Here is a 20,530-nt window from a genome sequence, read left to right on the forward strand (position 1 = left end):
TTTTTCAATATCCGGACAACGCCTCAAGAGCTGGCTTCACAGCCCTTGTTTGAGCGATGCTTCGATAAAGCGATCAAGGTCACCGTCAAGAACTGCCTGGGTATTCCGGGTTTCAACACCGGTCCGCAAATCCTTGATCCGGGAATCATCAAGCACATAGGAGCGAATCTGACTGCCCCAGCCGATATCAGACTTACTGTCTTCCAGAGTCTGAGCCGCTTCATTCCGCTTCTGCAATTCAAGCTCATACAACTTGGCTTTAAGCTGCTTCATGGCCTGATCTTTGTTTTTGTGCTGTGACCGGTCATTCTGACATTGAGTGACCAGACCGGTCGGCAAGTGGGTAATCCGAACCGCAGATTCAGTCCGGTTAACGTGCTGTCCACCGGCTCCGGAAGCCCGATAGACATCGATACGCAGATCGGCCGGATTGATTTCAATATCAATATTGTCGTCTACCTCGGGAGATACGAATACCGAAGAAAACGAAGTATGACGCCGGTTACCGGAATCAAACGGTGATTTCCGCACCAGCCGGTGAACACCGGTCTCAGTCCGCAACCAACCATAAGCGTATTCGCCTTCAAAACGAATGGTGGCGGACTTGGCACCAGCCACTTCACCGGCAGAGTATTCCATCAGCTCGGTTTTAAAGCCTTTATCTTCACCCCAACGCAGATACATCCGCAATAGCATTTCTGCCCAATCCTGGGCTTCTGTACCACCGGAACCGGCCTGGATATCCAGATAAGCGTTGTTAGGATCCATGGGATGGGCAAACATGCGACGGAATTCAAGTACCGCCAGTTGCTGCTCCAGCTTTTCCAGTTCTGAGGAAATATCCGCCACGGCGGCTTCGTCGTTTTCCTCAACCGCAAAATCCAATAATTCTGCGCTGTCTGAGAGACCGGATTCCAGATCCTCAATGGTTTTCACAATGGCTTCGAGACTGGAGCGTTCCTGACCCAGCTTTTGGGCGTTTTCAGGGTCGTCCCATATTTTGGAGTCTCCGAGCAGTAATTCGACTTCGGTCAGTCGTTCTTTCTTATTATCGTAGTCAAAGATACCCCCTAAGCACGCTGGTGCGCCCGCTCAGGTCTTTGATCTGTTCACGAATTGGATTAACTTCCACGTATATTTTTCCTTTCGCTATTTGCTTTTTAAAACGGTCAAATAAAAGGGAGGCGGATATTATCGGATTCAGGATTTAATTTGTAGCGGAAAGAATAAATTTTAACAGTTTTATAAATCCGATTATTTATCCAGCAGGTATTTATAGCGGATTAATTTGGTCATGCAGAGAAACAGTGTCATCGCCGTAAAACGATCACAAGCCCAGTGATACCGGGGAGACCCACTCATAACACAATAGCGCTGGAGAACCATCGAAAAAATAAATCAGAACGACCTTTCCAAGTACTTCTCAGGAAAAAACCGGTTGAATATATTCGAGCATTAATTGCAAAGATATATTTCCCCGAAATTCATTAATATCCAATTTATAAGCACATTGAATTTTAGCTGCCTGGGTCGGCCAAATATTTAAATCCACATTAAAAGCAATTGCATCAATCAATAAATCAGAACCCTGCGGAGATAATGTCAGTTTTAAATGTTTCTGACCGACAATACGTTGCTGAACAATATTGAAATAACCATCAAAACAGGGTTCGGGAAATGCCTGCCCCCAGGGACCGGAGTTGCGTAACAAATCCGCAAGGTCCAGGTTAAAATCACTTACTCCCAACTCACCGTCAGTGGCGACTTGGGCAATCAGCTGATCAGCTTCAAGTTGCCGGCGAACCTCTTCGTCAAAAGCCTGCTGAAAGCGTTCAAAATGCTCTGCCCGTACGGTCATGCCTGCAGCCATGGCATGGCCTCCGAATTTCGCTAACACCTCAGGATAACGCTTGGCGACCGCATCAAGACCATCACGGATGTGAAAACCGGGGATCGATCGGGCCGACCCTTTGAGATTGCCATCTTCTGCCTGGGCGAAAGCAATGGTTGGTCGATGCACTCTGTCTTTGATTCGCGAGGCCAGAATACCAATCACACCTTCATGCCAATCGGGTTGATAAAGACATACCCCCCACGGCAGCCCTTCGGCATCGGTGTTGGCTTCAAACTTCTCCAGAAACCGCAGTGCCTCCTTCTGCATACTCTGCTCAATGGCCCGCCGGTCAATATTCATATCATTGAGCAATACTGCGAGCTCACGCGCACGGTAAGGATCTTCAGCCAGCAGGCATTCGATGCCAAGTGACATGTCATCCAGTCTGCCGGCCGCATTCAAACGTGGACCAACGGCAAATCCCATATCAGCAGCCACCACCTGCTGATAGTTTCGACCTGCCACTTCAAGTAAGGCCAGAATACCGGGACGAGCCTTCCCTGCGCGTATACGGGCGAGACCCTGGTGCACAAAAATCCGGTTGTTCTGATCCAGGGGCACCACATCTGCCACCGTCGCAAGCGCAACAATATCGAGATAATCCGCCAGATTAGGCTCGCGAATACCCTGCTCCTCAAACCAGCCGGCTTGTTTCAATCCGGCCTTAACCGCCGCCAGAAGGTAAAACGCTACTCCGCAGCCGCAAGTGGCTTTACTGGGAAAAGGACAGCCATGTTGGTTTGGATTGACAATAGCATTGGCATCGGGCAGTTCAGCCCCCTGCAGGTGATGATCGGTCACCAGCACATCCATCCCCAAACTGCGGGCGGCAGCCACCCCCTCAATACTGGAGATGCCGTTGTCGACGGTCATAATCAGATCAGGGTTCATGCTGTGTGCCACCTGGACAATCTCAGGGCTCAGGCCATATCCGAATTCAAACCGGTTCGGCACCAGATAGCGAACATTGCTCGCACCAAATGCTTTAAGCACCAGTACCGACAACGCCGTCGAAGTGGCACCATCGGCGTCAAAATCACCCACCACCACAATATTGCTCTGGCGCTGGATATGACGAACCATCAACGCCGCCGCCTCTTCAATGCCTTTCATTTGCCGGTAACTCAGTAACTGCTGAGTGCCTTTTTCCAGTTGCTGAAGATCCGCAATGCCACGGTTCTGATAAACCGTCCGCAGTATATTTGGTTGAGCCGGGTCCCAGTCAGGGAGTTCAGTCAATGGCGTGCGACGTACAATTTTCTTTTCAATGGTGGTCATAGTGAGGGGTGTGTGTATCGTAAGCGGATGTATATAAAGCGCTCAAATGAGCTGGAGACAGCATAGGAATCAATAAAATACTATCTTCTTGAGGCAGCCGTTTTGTGGTTACGCTGCTGCTCCCTGGGTTTTTTTCGTCTCTGTTCCTGGCGTTTTTGCAGCTTCATCAGCCACCTTAACATCAGAAACACGGCGACCATAGCAATGATGATGATCGCGATGGTTAGTAATCCGCCTAACCCATCCACCTGATTGTTATAGCGCCTGATTGCAGTCAGTCGATCTGACTGTATCGCCGTTGATATCTGAGGAATAAAATTTATGAACCCAAACATAAAAATAGAAAACCTTATTATTTTCGGTCAACCATACAGCAATAAGACCGGGTGGATATTCTATGGAACCTCTGAAAAATGGCCTATTTTCGCGCAGGACGTTGTCAGTCCCAGTCTCACATCCTCATTTACGTCAGTAAACTGCGGTGTTGCGAGTGGAGCTTCCTCGCCTGCATCAAAACTATTCCTGTTTTTCAGATGGCTCCCTATAGTTCCACCCGTATGGTAACAAAATAGCTAATGCAACACATTGATTAACGCTTATTGGCCGCCAGCAGAATTTCCCGGATTTTGGCGGTTACTTTTTCACGTGCATTTTCGGGCCCGGATAAGGTCACGCCCTGGTTTTCGACCAGTCCGTTTTCCAGACTATATACCCAGGCGTGCACGTTCACTTCCTGGCCTCTGCTCCAGGCATTTGACAACACCGTTGTTTCAGCCACATTCAATGCCTGCGCCAGAGCATTGATGCGACACATCACATGATTTTTCTGTTCGGCATCAAGCGCACGCAGATAACGGTCATAAACCAGCATGATGTCCTGTATATGACGCAGCCAGTTGTCGATCAAACCATTTTGCTGTTTCTCAACAGCCGCCCGAACACCTCCGCAACCGAGGTGTCCACAGACGATCACATGTTTGATCTTCAGCACATCGATCGCATACTGAATCACGGAAAGACAGTTCAAGTCCGAGTGCACCACAATGTTAGCCACATTACGATGCACAAACACGTCTCCCGGTAACAACCCCAATATCTCATTGGCCGGCACCCGGCTGTCTGCACAGCCTATCCACAGTACCTCGGGATTCTGAATATTCGCCAGACTGCGAAAGAACTCAGGGTCCCTCTCTGCAGTCTCTTTGGCCCAACGCTTGTTGTTTTCCAATAAATGCTCTAACAAACTCATCTCTCCTCTATTAGAAAGGCAACTCTAAAGCCAGACATAAGAATCTCATCAGATCTTTGGTTTTGGCGAACTCCTTCGCCAGAACAGTGGTCATGTTGCTTGAAAAGATAATCTGTTCGTCAAAAGTCTTGCCGACCAGAAAATCCTTACGTTTGATCTCCTGAATCAGCGAATGGTCACAATTAAATCCTTTCGGCGGCCGAATCAGCGTGTCACCTTCCCAATTAAAGGACTTGAGCGAGGAGGATTTCAGAATCCCGGCATACTCTTTTTCATGCTCAACAATGGCGGTTCTGATTTTCAGCAAAGCCTGACTGTCCGGTTTCCAGAGACCGGCTCCCAAAAAACAGCCTCCCGGCTCGATATGGACATAAAAACCAGGTGCGTGTACATCCTTCCCGGCCTCATGACGAAACTGGATGCCAACGTTGGTTTTATAGGGGGATTTGTCATTGGAGAAGCGGGTGTCCCGATACGGCCGCATCATTGACCCGCCCGATTTTCGGGCAATCGCTACAAAATGAGGTGAAATTTTTTGCAGCGGCTCCTGCATGGACTCAATAAACTGAAGCGCTGGCGTCCGTATCCAGTCTTCATAATCACTTTTGTATTCGTTAAACCACTCTTTGCGGTTGTTGCCGGCCAATGCATTGAGAAAGTTCAACGCATCTTTACCAAACCCCTGAAATACCATGTGACGTTCCCCTGATGTACAAGTTATCTGATTCCCGGGCCAATCAGTTGGAAAGGCCCGGGGCTCAGTTTGTAGAGGAAGAAATATTACAAGGTCTGCAAAGCGGACAAAACCGCTAATGTTTTAAGGGTTTATGTCTTTTTCATATCTTTCTTGGACTGCACAATCTTGCGCGCCATTTTGGCAAAGGCCCGGCTATGACGGTGCTGCTCTGCGGCTCCTGCTTCCTGACGCAGGTGAAACGCCTCTTCTTTCTGCAGTTTTTGATACTGCAACCAGCGGGATTCAGACACCTCGCCAGTTGTCAGTGCAACCGCAACCGCACACCCAGGCTCGCCCTGATGGCGACAATTACGAAAACGGCATCGCAGAGCAACTTCATTGATGTCATCAAAGCTGGCATCCACCTGACCATCTTCCAGCCAGAGCTGAACTTCTCGCATCCCTGGAGTATCTATGATCATAAAACCATCATCGGCCTGTAGCAGTTGCCGGGATGTTGTAGTATGACGCCCCTTGCTGTCCTGTTCGCGAATAGCGCCTATCTGTTGCACTTCTGCATTTAAAAGCGCGTTAGTCAGCGTGGATTTTCCAACCCCTGAAGATCCCAGCAGCACAGCCGTATCTCCTTCTTTCAGCCAGGCTTGCAGTTGTTCATGAACATCTTCTCTATCTCTGGCATTACAACAGATAAATGTCAGTCCGGTATCATGCTGCCATTGTTCAAGTTTCTGTTCGAGGTCAGAATCAGCCTGCAGGTCTTTTTTGGTTAATACCACCAGCGCCTCAATGCCGGCATCATCGGCGATCAAACGATAACGATGAATGCGGCTCAAATTGAAATCGTCATTCAATGACATCACTATAAACAACCAATCCACATTGGCTGCCAGTAACTGTTCCTGAGTACGATGGCCAGCTGCCTGACGGCGCAACAGACTGGAACGCTCCAGAATACGGTACAACCACAGACAATCCTGCTTAGGTTCAGCCAATAGCCAATCCCCAACGGCCACCAGACTACTGACCGGCATTTCGGGTTTGCCCATTCGCAGCATCTGGACACCATCTTCGGTGAGGACATCCATATAATCGCGATGAATACTAATCACTCTGGCAGGGATATATTGATCCCATTCATCCAATTCGAGTTGTTGGGTAAAAAATGACTTCCAGCCCAAGTGCTGGAGTTTCGAAAAGTCCATGATGGCTCTCCAGTATGAATTCAGCAAAAACCGTGCTACTTATCCCTTGATCAAATCATGACAAGTCAGATAGATAACACCATTTGGAAACAATTGTTGAATCAAATCCCAGTGACTGGAGCGAAAAGATGTAGGATAAAACAGAAACTGCTATCTTTAAGACCCTATCACTGAGAGGCATTTTTTCACAATCATCAGAATGCCCTCCAATTACAGTACTCAGATAAATAAGCACTTTAGTTTGTGCTGAGCCTACTCATTTGTAAAGAGTTAAATATGATCACTTTCAGGTTATTGCTTATCTGCCTTGTCAGTAGTTTGTTCCCGGCTCTGGCAGCCAACAGTTTTAACATATTGCTGTACCATCACGTCGCTGATAACACTCCGGCATCCACAACCATATCGCCAAAGGATTTTGAAGCTCATCTGGCCTTCTTAAAAGAGAATGGTTACCAGGTGATCAATCTTGATGAAGCATTGAACAATGTCATCAGTGATCAACCTTTACCGGACAAGGCCGTGGCAATTACCTTCGACGATGGTTTTTTAAGTATTTATCAGAATGCGTTCCCATTACTGAAACAATATGGTTACCCATTTACGGTGTTTGTCGCCACCGACCCGATCGACCATAAATTTCCGCAGATGATGACCTGGGATATGCTGAGGGAAATGAAACAAGCCGGTGCGATCATTGCCAATCACACCACTGATCATGCTTACCTGGTCAGAACCGATGACTATTCGGAACAGTGGTTGCGCATGACCCTTGAAAATATCCATCATGCACAAAAACGGCTGACTACGGAGCTTGGTGACGTCCCGAACTGGATAGCCTATCCTTACGGGGAATACAATGACGCTCTCAGAAAAAAAATGGCGGAGGAAGGCTGGATTGGATTTGGTCAGCAGTCCGGGGGTGTTGCCAAGTTTTCTGATTTCACTGCACTGCCACGGTTCCCTGCTGCAAGCTCATACGCCAATCTCGCCACGCTCAAAACAAAACTTGCCTCAGTACCACTACCCGTGGATTACCTGGGATTGCCGGATACCGTTACCCGCACATCCAAAAACAGCCTGACTGTTAACCTGAACGGCAAACTCAAACGCCAGAACGAACTCAGGTGCTATTTCAATTCGAACGCCTATTCCCCGAAAGTACAAAGCAGCAGTTTTACAATCGATATTCAACAAACCTTTAAACAAGGGCGTGACCGCGTTAACTGCACACTTCCTCATGAAAGCCAGCCCATTTACTACTGGTTCTCTTTTCAATGGCTGTACTGGCCATTGAGTGTAAAAGCAGAGACCACTCAATGACCATATCTGTTTGTCCATGCGGCTTGGGAAAAACTTATCAACAGTGTTGTGGCCGCTATATCGAAGCCGGTCTTCCGGCACCAACGCCGGAAGCACTCATGCGCAGCCGCTATTGTGCTTATGCACTCAAAAAAATCACTTATCTGCGCAAAACCTGGCACCCGGAAAACTGCCCTGAACTGGACCTTGATGAACTGAACAGCGTTGAATGGATTGGACTGACGGTGATCCATACAGAAGCCGGGTTTAAGAAAGGATTGGTTGAGTTCAGAGCCAGATATCGTAGCGCTCAGGGGGAAGGTGAATTACACGAACGCTCGCTGTTCCAAAAACTGAAGAACCGCTGGGTATATGTCCGACCCCAGTCCGAAACGCCATAATTTTATTTGAATGCCCGGTCAGGACTCAGTTTATTCCTGCAACGCCAGGGTGACCTGTTCACGTAACCCTGGTAGCAGGCTCTCCTCAAACCAGGGATGTTGTTTTAACCATCGATTGTTACGTGGACTCGGATGCGGTAACGGAAAAATTCCCTGTTCATTCCGATATCCCTGAGACACCACGTCCGCCAACGGTCTTCCCTGGTGATCAGGTAAATGCCAGTCCAATGCATAACGACCAATGACTAAAATTAATTGCAGATGTTTCAGGGAAGCCAGCACGCCGTCACGCCAGGCCTGCGCACATTCCGGTCTGGGTGGCAGATCTCCACTACGTCCCTTACCTGGATAACAAAACCCCATCGGTAATATGGCAACTTTGGTTTGGTCGTAAAACGTTTGCTCAGACACTCCCATCCAGTTACGCAGCCGTTGTCCACTGGCATCATCGAACGGCCTGCCGGACTCATGCGCCTTCAAGCCCGGGGCCTGACCGGCGATGAGAATACGGGCATCCGTATGCAACTGAAAAACCGGCTTGGGCGGTAACGGCAGAAAGGCCTGACACAGTCGACAGGCTCTGATCCGATCAGATAAATCATCACCACTGACTGACATGATTACAACCGTACTGTGGATACATATAAAGAACCAATAATTTAAAAATTCGCTCCCACTCGAAAACCATAAGGCAGACAAAACAGTTACCCAAACAATCAGGACACAGCTCAACAAACAGGACTAATTTGACAAGCGGCCTCGGGGATATATACCCCGAGGCACAAGACACATTACTGGACAACCGCAACGGCATCAACCACCAGCGTGCCGCTCAACACCCTGAATTTTACCGTATGAACGCCAGAACTCAGACCTCGCAATGTGTAAGTCTGATAAAACTCTTTAGACGCGGATGTGCCGGCCGAACCGTTGACCACTTGACCATCCAGAGTCACTTCCAGGACAGCCGAACCATTATTGGGTCCTAAAATATCCACCCCGGTGCCATCGAAAGTGTATTCCAGAGTTGCCCCTGCTCCCTGGTTGACAGACAGCGAACGCTGGTAGTTATACATGCTTTTACCATTGGCATGAGACCAGTTTCCACCATAGATGAGTTTCTCATTCGGATTCGACTGAAGGTCGTATATTTCCATATTATCCAGCAACTCTGAATAGTACGGTGGATAACCGGACACTTTTTCAACCTTCAGATTATCGAAACGGGTATGATAGTAACCGCTGAGAAAATTCACCCGACCGGACAACCTTGGATTGGCATCGGTGTATTCCGCCAGTTTGACATTATCCAGATAGGCGGTCACATGGTTATTTACAACTTGTAAAGCCAGGTTATGCCAGGCATAGAGACTGGAATCAAACCCATCAATCCGGACGCCTCCAGCCCCCGTTACCACATTACCGCTGGCGACAGTCACAGCATCCACCTGAAACAACCAACTGCCATCATAAAGAATCTTCAGTATATAAGGCGTGCCTTCAGAAAAATGCGAGTTGCTACCTCCCTGTTGGCGGGCACCGATACCGGCATAATTATTATTAATCTGATGGGTGCTGTTTTCGAAGGCCACATCCACACTGGCTTTGTAGTTCAGCCAGCGGCCATCTCCAACACCCGTAATCGGACTACCGTTATTCCAGGTACCGCCCAATCCCATGATCGACTGATCAAGTTGTTGCCGTAGTACATAGTTATCGGAACCTTCCGGCAGGTACGCTTCAAAGGCACCGTTGCGGTCACTGAAATACCTCGGCATCACACTCTTCGAGCCACCAAGGGCAGCAACATAAGATTCGATGCCGGCAATTTCACCACCATTGCCAATTACCGGTACGGTCTTTGAAGAGTAATCAAAGTCATCGGCATAAAGCATGTCGTTATTGGAATCCTGCTGTGCCCCCGTCGCATCGGTATCCAATACGGTACGCTCTCCCTCGACCGGTAACGGAGTATGAAAAGCAGGATCAGCAATATTTTCCAGGCTGGTGACGGTCAGTACGGAATATGGCTTCACAGTAATATTATAACTACCACTCGAATCCGCAGAGAGATTGCATTGATACTGCATATAGTGTCTGTTAAAGGCCTCACCGGAATCTGCCGCCCGGGTCTCCCAAAGCTCCAATACAGGCTGTTCACTGAAGTCCATGTTATCGACTTTGAGACGGTAGGTTTTGGTGTATTCACTGTCATTCACAAAGACAGTAGAGAAATCTTGTTTGTCCGGTGCAGCCAATGTCATATAACTCGGGCTGCCATTTCGTCCGTTCACCGGATTGGTGCCGGTCGCACCGGTATAACTGGATTCGGGAATCACTCGCCAGATTCCGGCAGAATTATTACTGTTCTCCCAACCGGCATTGGCAAACCAGCTGAAATGCCGCAGTACCTGTAAACCCGCATCATAATGAATCCAACCGGACCAGGGATCACGAGCGCTCAACAATTCCTTGAATGCATACTGCCCACCTTCATAAAACGAACCGATGGCTGGCTGATAAATAAAATGCGTGCGACGGGATTTATAAAACCCTTTGATCACCGTATTGCCCATCTCCAATGGACCGTTAATACCGCCAATACCTGTACCGCTCACAGACGGATCGCGGACATTATTGTTAGGACGGAATGCGCTATTACTGAAGGTCGCCTGCGCTTCACTGTTCCAGACTTCCAGATCATACTGTTCAGCCAGTCTGGTAAAGTTACCGGCGCTGTCATCATCAGTATTGTAATGATAGGCTGCCACCGGGGCCGCATTACGCAATGAAGCGTCGCTGACCATGGCACCGCCAAAAGAACCCAACCCCGCTTCATCTGAAATCACGATCTTAATGCGATTGTATAAATCCCGTTCGGTGCTGTTTTGAAACCCGGTACTGTCAGACTTAATCCGCGACTCATATTGCTTGGTCCAGTTTAAGTCCGGCCCTCTTTCGTTAACGCCAGGATTCACATAATCAACCATGTACCCATACTCTCGATAGGCCGCCAGTATGGTGTTTTTGAACCAGGTGTATACCTGATCATTGTTGGTTACCCAACCTGGCGCATTCCATCTGAGAATACTGACCTTGAGATTAGGATTAATTTTCCTGGCGTCAGCGGCCAGCTGAAATCCAGGTGCTCGCCTGACATTGGCACTCTCATTTGCTGTGCGCATGGTGGCCGGATCCGGTCCGGTGGAATTGTTGCGGTCGTTCCCCATTTCAATTTTGACATGGGTCATAATCGGGTTGGGTCCGCCAAACAGAATCTTCAGTAACTCTGCGTATTTCTCCGGATGCTGGGATTTATAATCCATTAGCAACGCGCTGGTACCATTGGCGCTGAGAACGCCAAAACCCTTGAAAGTAAGGCCATTCACATTTCCGGAGCGGACATGATTGCCATCAACCGTAATACTGGTGGCAGAGCTGGAATTACCGGTGTTGGTACAGGCAACCGGTTCAGGAACAGTACCGGCATCAGGATCACCCTCATACGGTCCGATGTGAATCCAGTCCAGATCCAGATAATTACCGACTGTCACGCGGAACTTCTGCATCCCCTGCTTCAAATGAATCTTACCTGCGGAAACTGTTTTGAACTGCCCCCAGGCAGAAACACTGGGAACATTGAATGTATCGATCAGTGAGTTGCCACACTGACTTAAGGACAGCGTACTGCCGGTGCCAGCAGCACCGGACCGAATGGTCACATCGTAATCGTCCTCATAGGCAACATAAATGGTGTACTCCAACCACTCATCCGGTGCCATCCAGCCAACGGCATAACCACCACTGATGGCTTTAATATCGACAGAACTATCTGGCCGATAGGCGCCGTCCTGATTTTCAGGCGTGGTATCACTAAAGCCGTTAACATCGAAATTTTCTGCCTCGACCCTATCAGGGATCGAGGGAAAATACATTTGGTAAGCATTTTCGGCAGAACTTGGACATGAGCCATCCGGCTGACCGGTACCCCCACCATCATCAGGCGGAGTGGAACCTCCTCCATTGACCTCCAATGACACAATTTCAGCGGGATAATCCGGGCCATTGATGTTGGCACAGAAACCAAAAGACACGCTGCCGCCGGGAATAATGGTCGAATTATGATCGACAGAGGTAACAGAATTGTCAGAGAGTGTCGCGTTCCAGAGTGAAACCACCGATGAATCCTTAAAGTCCATCGTCACGTTCCAATCATCAATATCTGCATCCCCGTGATTTGTAATCACAACGTTGGCACAATAACCACTGCCCCAGTCATTCTGAACCGTCAGAACAGCTTCCCCGGTGCCAGACACCTTCGCGGCTGAAAAACCTGTAACAACCGACATTATTGTTAAGCTGATACATCTCAAAACATTTTGTATGTTAATAACCATCACAATCCCCCAGTACTGTTGGCACGCATGTCAACGATGCTGTCAAGTGCACTGGGTTAGTCGTAATGCATGAGTGTACCTTCTCGATATCAGGTTCAAACAAATCTGTAAAACCAGAGAATCAGGCGACAGCAGAAACTTGGAGCAGTTATTGGAGAGATCAGATTGACCGTCAGTAAGATAGCTTCAGCGGAGCCTATAACATCAACCACCACTGATTTTTCGCAACACAGATTCCAGCGGCCCACGGCTGAAGATCCTCGCGTATACTCCCACAAGCAACATAACACTAATTGCCAGGACTAAAGCAACCCCCAAAAGGCTGGCCTGACCAAAGAGATCAAACCAACTCATACCATATGCTGCAAACAGAAAGCCCGCAAAAACGCCTTGCAGTACATAGCTTGATAACGAATTTCGTCCAGCCAACACAAAAATATCAGGTATGCTCACCCTACGTCCCAAATATACCAGACCATACAAGTAAACAGCTGACAGCGCCGGCGCACCAATCGCAACGCCCATAAAACTCAACAGCACGAATACATCAAAACCGGAAGGTAAAACATGTCCTGCGGCCATGGCATAAAACAAGTTAAGCGGCACACCAATGGCCAGAAGAAGTGGTAGCCTGCGCTGCAACGCCGTAAAACTCTGACTGCCTGGCTCAAAAAAATTGCTTTTACCTGCGGCCAGACCAGCAGCGAAACCTGCAAATACGATTGGCCCCTGCAACATCACCAATAAAACAAAGGTGTAAGGCCAATCATTCAACCGGGCCAATGTCCCCTCAAGATAGCCGCTGCCAAGACTGTAGTGGCTGGTCATCATCAACTCAGGGTCTGCTGGATCAGCGATCCATACCAGCCCCAGTCCGGCCATAAACACCATACTCACTGGCAGCATTGAAGCCGCAATGATCATAAGCTTTTTAGGTGATGCATCGCGTACAAACCATAAGACCATACCAGCCAGCGCATACAACACCAGAATATCTCCACTAAATACCAGAGTGGCGTGCAATATTCCGAACATGAGCAGACCAAACATACGTCGCCAATAACGGTGATGAAATGCATATCCTTTTAGCTGGGCAGATTTTTGCTGAACAGTGACGCCCCAACCAAAAATAAAAGAGAACAAGATGAAAAACTTCAACTGCAAGAAAGCTTCAATCACAAAGGCGGCGAGTTTATCAATACCCGCTTCCGGTAATGCCATGACGCTTTGCGACGGAAGCGCCATAAATGGCACATTCACCACACAAATACCGATCAATGCCGCCATGCGGATGATATCCACCTCATGAGTTCGACTGATTGCCATTATTTTTCCTTAAATTATCTGAATGACTGGCAACAGTATGATCACAGGCGGGATCAAATAAGTGTCCGAGACTGCTCATCGGCCTGAGAAAATCTCGTAACGCTACTCCAGAACAGGAATCTGGAAAGCGAAAATTCCGCCCTCTTTCTCACTTCCTCCCAGTATCTGCTCGACCAAAAGCCCATCTGCAACAACGTCCAATCCACGCTGATCAGCAATCTGGAATAACCCTTCCAGGGCAGCCAGATAAGCAGCAGGAGTGGCAATTAATACCTCGCAGCACAGATAATGACCTTCCGGAAGAACCAGGTCATGCTGACTCACATCACCCGACCAATCACAAACGGTCGCCTCTATGAGTTGCCAGGAATGATTCAGCTGAGCGATCGGTGTGAGCACCATCAAGTTGCCAATGTCATCACCAAACTGATCATAGAGATCGTCCCAATCGGCACTTTTTACGCGAACAGTTCTGGCTGTCCGTTTGGGCAACCAAATCAACTCAGCGGGAATGGTTTCGGCGAGCAGCTCTTCAACAGCAGAGCCATCGGGACACTCACTGGGTTGTGCCAGCTTCATCAATAACTCACCAGTTTCTCGTGGTGTGCCATTAATCGCCATATTTTGAATGGCCCTGGCTGTAACACCCAGCTGTCGTTTAAGCGCCTTACCCATCGCCTGTGATGAAGAAAAACCACAATATTGTGCGATTTCGGTAACACTGAGGCGTTGGTTATTCAGTAAATGGTCAGTCGCTTTTTGCAGACGCAAACGACTGAGATAATGACCGGGGGTTTCATTAAACAACGATTTAAACTGGCGATGAAAATGTGCTGGCGAAATAGCACAATGACGGGCGATTTGTTCCCAGGTCCAGTTTTTCTCCAACTGCTCATTCATCATCACCAGCGCATTGGAAAAACGCTTTTTTAAATGACCTGGTAACGGCGCTAACAATACAACCTCCGGAACCAGCACATGGTGAGAACTATCTTTTCCTGTCATCTCATAAACCCAAGACAATACCAGTCAGCATCCTACGACAGCCAGCTGATGCAAACCAGACTACTGTGAAGATCCCTATGGTATTTTTGCGGTATATGATTTGGAAAAGATGATTTTGGAGTTGGTATCAACAAACGTTTGCAGACAGATCTGGACTGCGACGATCAGGTGATACTGAATGTTAAACACACTCATAAGACGTGCCAGTTAATGGTAGCCTGACGAATAAAATCCCCGGTCAGCCGGGGATTCCGAATTTCTCATACCAGACTATCAATAACTGTCTTTAGCCTACCAATTCCTTTACTTAAGAAGCCTCTGAAAAATGCCCTATTTTCATGCAGGATGTTATCAGCCCTTCTCCCACACCCTCATTACCGGTCTCCAGGCCGATCTTTACAAAGCTATAACTCTTCTATAGTTGTCCATGGCACACGTGCTGCCATCGTCTTGTGTAACACCTGTCAGTTCGTTCTTGGTGTTGTATTGGTAAGTGCTGGTCACCTCATCTTCTGTCTGCGTCAGGGTGTTGCTATTGTCATCGTAGGCGTAGTTGATACCACCGATTTGTATCTGTCGGTCAGTGTAAGCGGTCTGCACCCCATCCACAGTCTCATAGATCCGGTGACCAACTTTGTCGTACTGATAACTGGCTGAGCAGTCTTCATTGGTGGCATCACTGATCGTTTCTGTAGTGTAGTTACGCGGTAAGTTGGGTCATAAGCATTGTTGGTCGCCCCTCCATCCATCCAGCTCTGTAACCCTGGTACGGCGCCCGGTGGTATCCAGGGTTCGACCAGCGTGCCACTACCGTTGTGGGACTGCAGTTCGACCATACAATTCAGGTGATCATTGCCAAAGCCACTACATAACAGATAATTGCCGTTCAAGAAATCGATAAAAGCCTCACTCAGGCACAGCAATCTTCCGATATCACATTGGAAAAAGCCAAAGAAACGAACCAATCAGGTGACAGTGTTTCGGATATTGCGAAGGCACTGGATACTCTGGTGCATCGTTTTACGATTAATAAATAAACTCGATAAACACAGGGACAGTAAGATTTAACAGTGTTATGCGAAGCAACGCTGTCACTCATTGAGTGACATAGAATTCTCACAAGCTATTTTTATATGTAGACAATACGCAATTTTTATTTTGTTATGCAAAACAATAAGTTGCCTTAAAAAACGGAATAATAATTAGAGTTTCCTACCATTTAAAATGCATTATTTTAATAATGATGTATTTTTAATATAGAGATATAAATAAAAACAGGGGTAGGAAATGCAATGGCAGTAGAAAGCTCAAAACGCAATGTGTTATTCATAAAAATCGCAGCATGGATCGCACTTTTTCTTATCGTCATTATGGCCATGATCATCTACTTAGTGGTGACACTGTCATCTGAAAAATTAGAAAGTATGTCAATGCAACAGTTACAGTTAGTAGGCGAGGAAAAGGCCAAAGCCATCAACCGGGCAATGCAGCAGGTCATCAATTTTAACCAGACTGTAGCCGCCACACCGACAATCAAGGCGCTAGTAGAAAGCCAAATACATTCAGACGCTAACCCAGAACTAGCGAAGCAAGCTACCGATTATCTCAGTTCGATTTTTCCAGCGGATGATACGGATTATGAGAATATTTTTTTAGACGTTAAAAGCACTATCGTGGCAGACAGTGTGCGTGGCGCTTCTATTGGTTATGATATGACACCGGGCAATGAAAAAGGGCTCTATTCTGGCAACAAGGTCATGGCAACGGGCAAGCCTGTTATCGCAGACCCGCAACTTTCTCCCATTAGCCAAAAACAGATCTTATTTGTTACCAGCCCCGTTTTCTCGTCGTCCGATCCCAACCAGGCAACAGGCGTCATTAACAGCGCCGTATTACTTAACCGAGTCGCTGATAAACTGCTTAGCGAAAAAGACTCAAAGCAAGCATTAGCAAAAAACTTACATCTGTACCTGCTTGATCCTTCTGGATTGGTTTTGTCGTCGAATGATACCGACACTATTTTAAAGCTCAATTTTAGTAAGTACCCAAAAATCCAGTCATTACTCAAACAAAGCGCACCACAAGATTCCACTAGCACGGTTTTTACCTTCAACGACGAGCCCTATGAGGCTGTTCTGAGCAGAACGACCTTAGGGGGATTTCGCCTTTTGGTCACCTTACCCGAATCCAGTTATCTAAGCAGCGTTAGCCAGTTAACCAATATACTGATTTGGACACTATCCATCGCAGGGCTTCTCACGGTCTTACTGCTGACATTTACCGTCTACTTAATCACTAAACCCTTGTTAGGCCGTTTGTCACAAGCCATGCGAGCTGCGGAAATCATTGCTGATAATGATTTGACTGCTCCCATCACTGTATCCGGAAAGGATGAAGGTAGTCGTTTGCTGACAGCCTTACATAATATGCAAGATAGCCTTAAACAAACCATCGAGTTCATTGTCAATAAGTCCTCTCATTTAACTCAAATGTCAAACATGCTCCATCAACAGGCTCATTCTTCTTCTCAGCAACTTGAACATCAAACAGGAGCACTACAATCGGCGGCTAGCGCGACGAATGAGCTGACCGCCATGTTTGATAGCGTGTCACAAAACGCCAGCCTTGCCATGTCTTTGACCAATACGGGCGTAGAACACGTTAAACAAGGGGAGCAAAGTGTTCACCAAGCCATTGCCTCCATCGAAAAGTTAGCCAATGAGTTAGAGAACACAACCAATGACGTTTCTCTCCTCGAAAAAGACATTGGCGAAATAAGCTCGGTGTTAGATGTCATCCAAGCCATTGCTGAACAAACAAACCTGCTCGCTCTCAATGCCGCAATTGAAGCCGCTCGGGCGGGTGAAACAGGACGAGGTTTTGCCGTTGTCGCTGACGAGGTGAGAAACTTAGCCCACCGTACCGGAGATTCCATTTCCCGAATAGAATCCATCATTACCAATGTTCAACAAAAAAGCGAAATGAGCGCGAATGCCATGCGCAACAGTAACAGCAACGCTAAAACAACTGTCGAACAAGCAAGGCAAGCGGGTAAAGTCCTGGAGTCCATAGGTCAATCAATGCGTGACATCAGTGAACAAAATAAACATATTGCTGAAGCCACCACACAACAGGCAATTGCCGTTCAAGAAATCGATAAAAGCCTGACTCAGATACAGCAATCTTCCGATATCACATTGGAAAAAGCCAAAGAAACGAACCAATCAAGCGATAGCGTTTCAGATATTGCGAAGGAACTGGATACGCTGGTCCATCGTTTTACGATTAATAAATAATCTCAGCAGGTCAAGGAAGACAAATGTTAGCCAGACGCTGCATACCGATGGCAAGATCATCCGGCAATTGGCCTTATCGATGAAGATCGATGCCCCGGACAAACAGTTGGAAAAAGAACTGATCCAGAGTGCTTACAAACACGTTCGGGATCGGAAAAACCTGTTCACCCTGATTGATGAAGCACACTTATTGGACATGAACACCTTGCGTAAACTGCGTTTATTGTTCGATAAATTTCCGCCCAAAAACAATCTGATCCTGTTCGGTCAGCCGGAACTGTTGCATCAACTGGTGATGCAGGTGAATGCGGATTTGAAAAGCCGGGTCACTTACTCGGCGAACCTGCTGCCATTGAACGATTTTGATCTGGAAGCCTTTATTCAGCGGGAACTGGAGATCGTTAAGCTGGGAATCAATACCTTTGATGAGCGGGCCATTGAGATCATACTGCGTCATGCACAGGGTAATCTGAGACTGTGTTGTCATCTGTGTTATGGCAGTCTGGTCGAAGCCTGTCGGGAAAACAAAATAACGGTGACGATCCGCCATGTGAACAATGTCCTGATTCAGCCGCACTGGCGCAGTCATGAGCAGTTACGGGAGATGGTGAGAGAAATATAGGCTGGGGTTTATGGATCGCTTACGGTAGATTCTTCAGATAAAGCTTCCTTTATCAGCTTTATCAAACGCACATCACCTAGTTTTGTTGCATTTACCAATGCTGTCATTCCATTATCGGACACAGCATTCAAATCAGCTCCAGCCATAATTAATTCATTTGCAATTAAATAGGAATCTCCAGAACCATTAAAACCGATTTGCATGATAGCTGTCTCACCATGCACATTTTTAATATTTGGGTTCGATCCAGCTTTAAGCAGAAGCTTTACATATTTCAAGGAACACAACGAGCTTGCTTCCATAAGGGCTGTTTGTCCATGAGAGGTCTGCTCATCAGAATCTGCCCCCAAAAGTAGATGCAGCCTAAAAGCTATAGGTTTAAGCGGGCTATGCAGTGCAGTTAATAAATTAGGCATATTGTCGCTCGCTGTTTTTAGATAAATACCTGCAGTCGTTATTAACACTGACAGCAATACAAGTGACAGCGTCTTCTTTAGATGACTCATTTCTACTCTCCTGCATACCGTCTAAATACAGCATGATCAATTTCGTTTTCCCTAAAAGCCCAACTCCTAAGGACAACTCCATCATTTGGAGTCGCACTAATCGTCATTTGATCAGGAGCTACAATGCCCACATGACCAGTAGCAAATAGAGAAGGGTTAGATATTGCAGCAATGTCTCCGGGCATGGGTTGAGAGACAATTTCCCAACCCGCAATAGACAATCCCTTATCAGCCCACTGGCCCGCAGTAGGAGGATACTTACCACCATTGATTAGAGGGACTTGAGCCCCTCCTTCATTGCAGCATGTAAAACAAATAGATTGCATTTAGGTTCGCCAAACCACCGCCACCCGCCTTTGGCTGTCCAAACATTATACTCAGGCGAACTCTTGAGAAATATAGGCTGGGGTTTGTGGATCGCTTACGCTTGTATTCAGATCGTTGTGAAAGGCCTTCTGAAGGCATTCACAACTTTTTAATTGCGGTCTACTGTCGATTTTGCCGCAAAAAACCTTGCAATACGTTCCCCGACAAAATGGGCAATAAAAAAATAAATAAACCACAAAAATGGCTTTGTTAGCAAAGCATCTCCAACAGTACTTCCTGAGGCTTTAAACAAAAGTACTTGCGTAACTCCACCAATCAAAACAGTCAAGAAAAACACTAAAATCCAAACAACGACTAGCATGCAACCTCCTGATTAACTACGGCAGTACAACCGGGCCTAAAATTCTAAATGTTCCAGGGAAAAATGTCGGAGCAACGTTTAACCCTTGTGTTGAAAAAGTAATAGCAGCCTCCGTAGACTTAGCTCCCTGAAGAGTCGCATAAATACGGGAAGAGAATGCCGAAGCATAAACTCCCGAACCATATAAGCCTCCAGCAGTACTGATTACCCCATCCCCGTAAATCGATGCTGCTGCTGCCGAGGAAGTAAAATGAGTCAAAGTCGCAGGTCTAAGCATTACATTAAAAGCACCTCCTGTAGCCATCAATCCAACACCAGCACCGCCTCCAAACGATGCGTTATATTCCAATGATGACGTGTCAACTCCTCCGTCAATGCCCAGCGCATTGCGAGTTTCTCCTAAGTCACCAAAACCAAAGGTGACTATTTTAAAAACTCCATCACCAAACCCCGAAACCACATCAACTAATCCTTGAGACAAAGGGTCACCAAGCTGCCATCCATCTTGTGCAGGAATCTCTACGCCACTTGCTGCAAACTCATCCTGTCCCCACCAAATAGGGTTGTTTAGCGGCTGCGGCTGCTGCCACGGCAAATATGCAGGCTGATAATTACCTGAATTAGAATTCAGATGATTACTTCGGAGCAATTCATTCTTAATCTTCACATG

At 47.2% G+C, this 20,530-nt stretch carries 18 protein-coding genes; 4 read left to right on the forward strand and 14 right to left on the reverse strand.

Going from position 1 to position 20,530, the window contains the following annotated elements; all coding sequences use genetic code 11:
* Positions 1 to 36: 36 nt before the first annotated feature.
* The 6 genes from prfB to rsgA form a co-directional block, all read right to left on the reverse strand.
* Positions 37 to 1,132, reverse strand: a protein-coding gene (prfB, locus tag YC6258_RS18600) for a peptide chain release factor 2 (RefSeq protein WP_144407693.1) whose coding sequence is annotated in 2 segments (ribosomal slippage) — positions 37 to 1,059 and positions 1,061 to 1,132 — 1,095 coding nt in all. Because the reading frame shifts where the segments join, the coding sequence is not laid out codon by codon here.
* Between the two features lie 291 nt (positions 1,133 to 1,423).
* Complete coding sequence (gene recJ, locus YC6258_RS18605) at positions 1,424 to 3,172, reverse strand: single-stranded-DNA-specific exonuclease RecJ (protein ID WP_044618256.1); 1,749 nt, start codon at positions 3,170 to 3,172, stop codon at positions 1,424 to 1,426.
* An 80-nt stretch (positions 3,173 to 3,252) separates the two neighbouring features.
* Positions 3,253 to 3,507, reverse strand: coding sequence for a hypothetical protein (locus YC6258_RS18610; protein WP_044618257.1), 255 nt, complete (start codon positions 3,505 to 3,507; stop codon positions 3,253 to 3,255).
* 254 nt (positions 3,508 to 3,761) lie between these two features.
* Positions 3,762 to 4,421, reverse strand: coding sequence for a carbonate dehydratase (gene can, locus YC6258_RS18615; RefSeq protein WP_044618258.1), 660 nt, complete (start codon positions 4,419 to 4,421; stop codon positions 3,762 to 3,764).
* A 10-nt stretch (positions 4,422 to 4,431) separates the two neighbouring features.
* The gene (locus tag YC6258_RS18620) at positions 4,432 to 5,115 is read right to left on the reverse strand and encodes a DUF2461 domain-containing protein (protein WP_044618259.1); all 684 of its coding nucleotides are present in this window, start codon (positions 5,113 to 5,115) and stop codon (positions 4,432 to 4,434) included.
* A 131-nt stretch (positions 5,116 to 5,246) separates the two neighbouring features.
* On the reverse strand, positions 5,247 to 6,320 hold the full coding sequence (rsgA, locus tag YC6258_RS18625; protein ID WP_044618260.1) for a ribosome small subunit-dependent GTPase A: 1,074 nt from the start codon (positions 6,318 to 6,320) through the stop codon (positions 5,247 to 5,249).
* Positions 6,321 to 6,596: 276 nt separating this feature from the next.
* On the opposite strand from rsgA, the gene YC6258_RS18630 reads away from it, so the two are divergent.
* Positions 6,597 to 7,640, forward strand: a complete 1,044-nt coding sequence (locus YC6258_RS18630) for a polysaccharide deacetylase family protein (RefSeq protein WP_044618261.1) — start codon at positions 6,597 to 6,599, stop codon at positions 7,638 to 7,640.
* Positions 7,637 to 8,020 carry a YchJ family protein gene (locus YC6258_RS18635; RefSeq protein WP_044618262.1) on the forward strand — a complete coding sequence of 128 codons (384 nt, stop codon included), beginning with the start codon at positions 7,637 to 7,639 and terminating at the stop codon, positions 8,018 to 8,020. Before YC6258_RS18630 ends, YC6258_RS18635 begins: the two co-directional genes overlap by 4 nt.
* A gap of 30 nt (positions 8,021 to 8,050) precedes the next feature.
* On the opposite strand, the gene YC6258_RS18640 is transcribed toward YC6258_RS18635, so the two are convergent.
* The 5 genes from YC6258_RS18640 to YC6258_RS18660 all read right to left on the reverse strand — a co-directional run bounded on the left by YC6258_RS18640 (position 8,051) and on the right by YC6258_RS18660 (position 15,357).
* Positions 8,051 to 8,638: a uracil-DNA glycosylase family protein gene (locus YC6258_RS18640; protein WP_052830407.1), complete on the reverse strand. Its 588-nt coding sequence runs from the start codon at positions 8,636 to 8,638 to the stop codon at positions 8,051 to 8,053.
* Between the two features lie 173 nt (positions 8,639 to 8,811).
* Positions 8,812 to 12,369 (reverse strand): cellulose binding domain-containing protein, encoded by a 3,558-nt coding sequence (locus tag YC6258_RS18645; protein WP_169748994.1) that lies wholly within the window; start codon positions 12,367 to 12,369, stop codon positions 8,812 to 8,814.
* A 252-nt stretch (positions 12,370 to 12,621) separates the two neighbouring features.
* Positions 12,622 to 13,743, reverse strand: coding sequence for a DUF418 domain-containing protein (locus tag YC6258_RS18650; protein WP_044618263.1), 1,122 nt, complete (start codon positions 13,741 to 13,743; stop codon positions 12,622 to 12,624).
* A 102-nt stretch (positions 13,744 to 13,845) separates the two neighbouring features.
* Positions 13,846 to 14,748: a helix-turn-helix transcriptional regulator gene (locus tag YC6258_RS18655; RefSeq protein ID WP_044618264.1), complete on the reverse strand. Its 903-nt coding sequence runs from the start codon at positions 14,746 to 14,748 to the stop codon at positions 13,846 to 13,848.
* A gap of 396 nt (positions 14,749 to 15,144) precedes the next feature.
* On the reverse strand, positions 15,145 to 15,357 hold the full coding sequence (locus YC6258_RS18660) for a hypothetical protein (RefSeq protein WP_044618265.1): 213 nt from the start codon (positions 15,355 to 15,357) through the stop codon (positions 15,145 to 15,147).
* Positions 15,358 to 16,040: 683 nt separating this feature from the next.
* On the opposite strand from YC6258_RS18660, the gene YC6258_RS27540 reads away from it, so the two are divergent.
* On the forward strand, positions 16,041 to 18,044 hold the full coding sequence (locus YC6258_RS27540) for a methyl-accepting chemotaxis protein (RefSeq protein ID WP_052830409.1): 2,004 nt from the start codon (positions 16,041 to 16,043) through the stop codon (positions 18,042 to 18,044).
* Entirely contained in the window at positions 17,995 to 18,666 is a 672-nt protein-coding gene (locus YC6258_RS18670; RefSeq protein ID WP_281176279.1) for an AAA family ATPase, read from the forward strand. The genes YC6258_RS27540 and YC6258_RS18670 overlap by 50 nt, the downstream gene beginning before the upstream one ends.
* A gap of 8 nt (positions 18,667 to 18,674) precedes the next feature.
* Here YC6258_RS18670 and YC6258_RS18675 read toward each other — a convergent pair whose 3' ends face one another.
* The 3 genes from YC6258_RS18675 to YC6258_RS31030 all read right to left on the reverse strand — a co-directional run bounded on the left by YC6258_RS18675 (position 18,675) and on the right by YC6258_RS31030 (position 20,527).
* Positions 18,675 to 19,172 (reverse strand): ankyrin repeat domain-containing protein, encoded by a 498-nt coding sequence (locus YC6258_RS18675; RefSeq protein WP_044618267.1) that lies wholly within the window; start codon positions 19,170 to 19,172, stop codon positions 18,675 to 18,677.
* A gap of 475 nt (positions 19,173 to 19,647) precedes the next feature.
* Entirely contained in the window at positions 19,648 to 19,860 is a 213-nt protein-coding gene (locus YC6258_RS18685) for a hypothetical protein (RefSeq protein WP_044618269.1), read from the reverse strand.
* 16 nt (positions 19,861 to 19,876) lie between these two features.
* A complete protein-coding gene (locus YC6258_RS31030) occupies positions 19,877 to 20,527 on the reverse strand; it encodes a hypothetical protein (RefSeq protein WP_245626958.1) in 651 nt (216 codons plus the stop codon).
* Positions 20,528 to 20,530: the final 3 nt, after the last annotated feature.

Source organism: Gynuella sunshinyii YC6258, assembly GCF_000940805.1.
GTDB lineage: Bacteria > Pseudomonadota > Gammaproteobacteria > Pseudomonadales > Natronospirillaceae > Gynuella > Gynuella sunshinyii.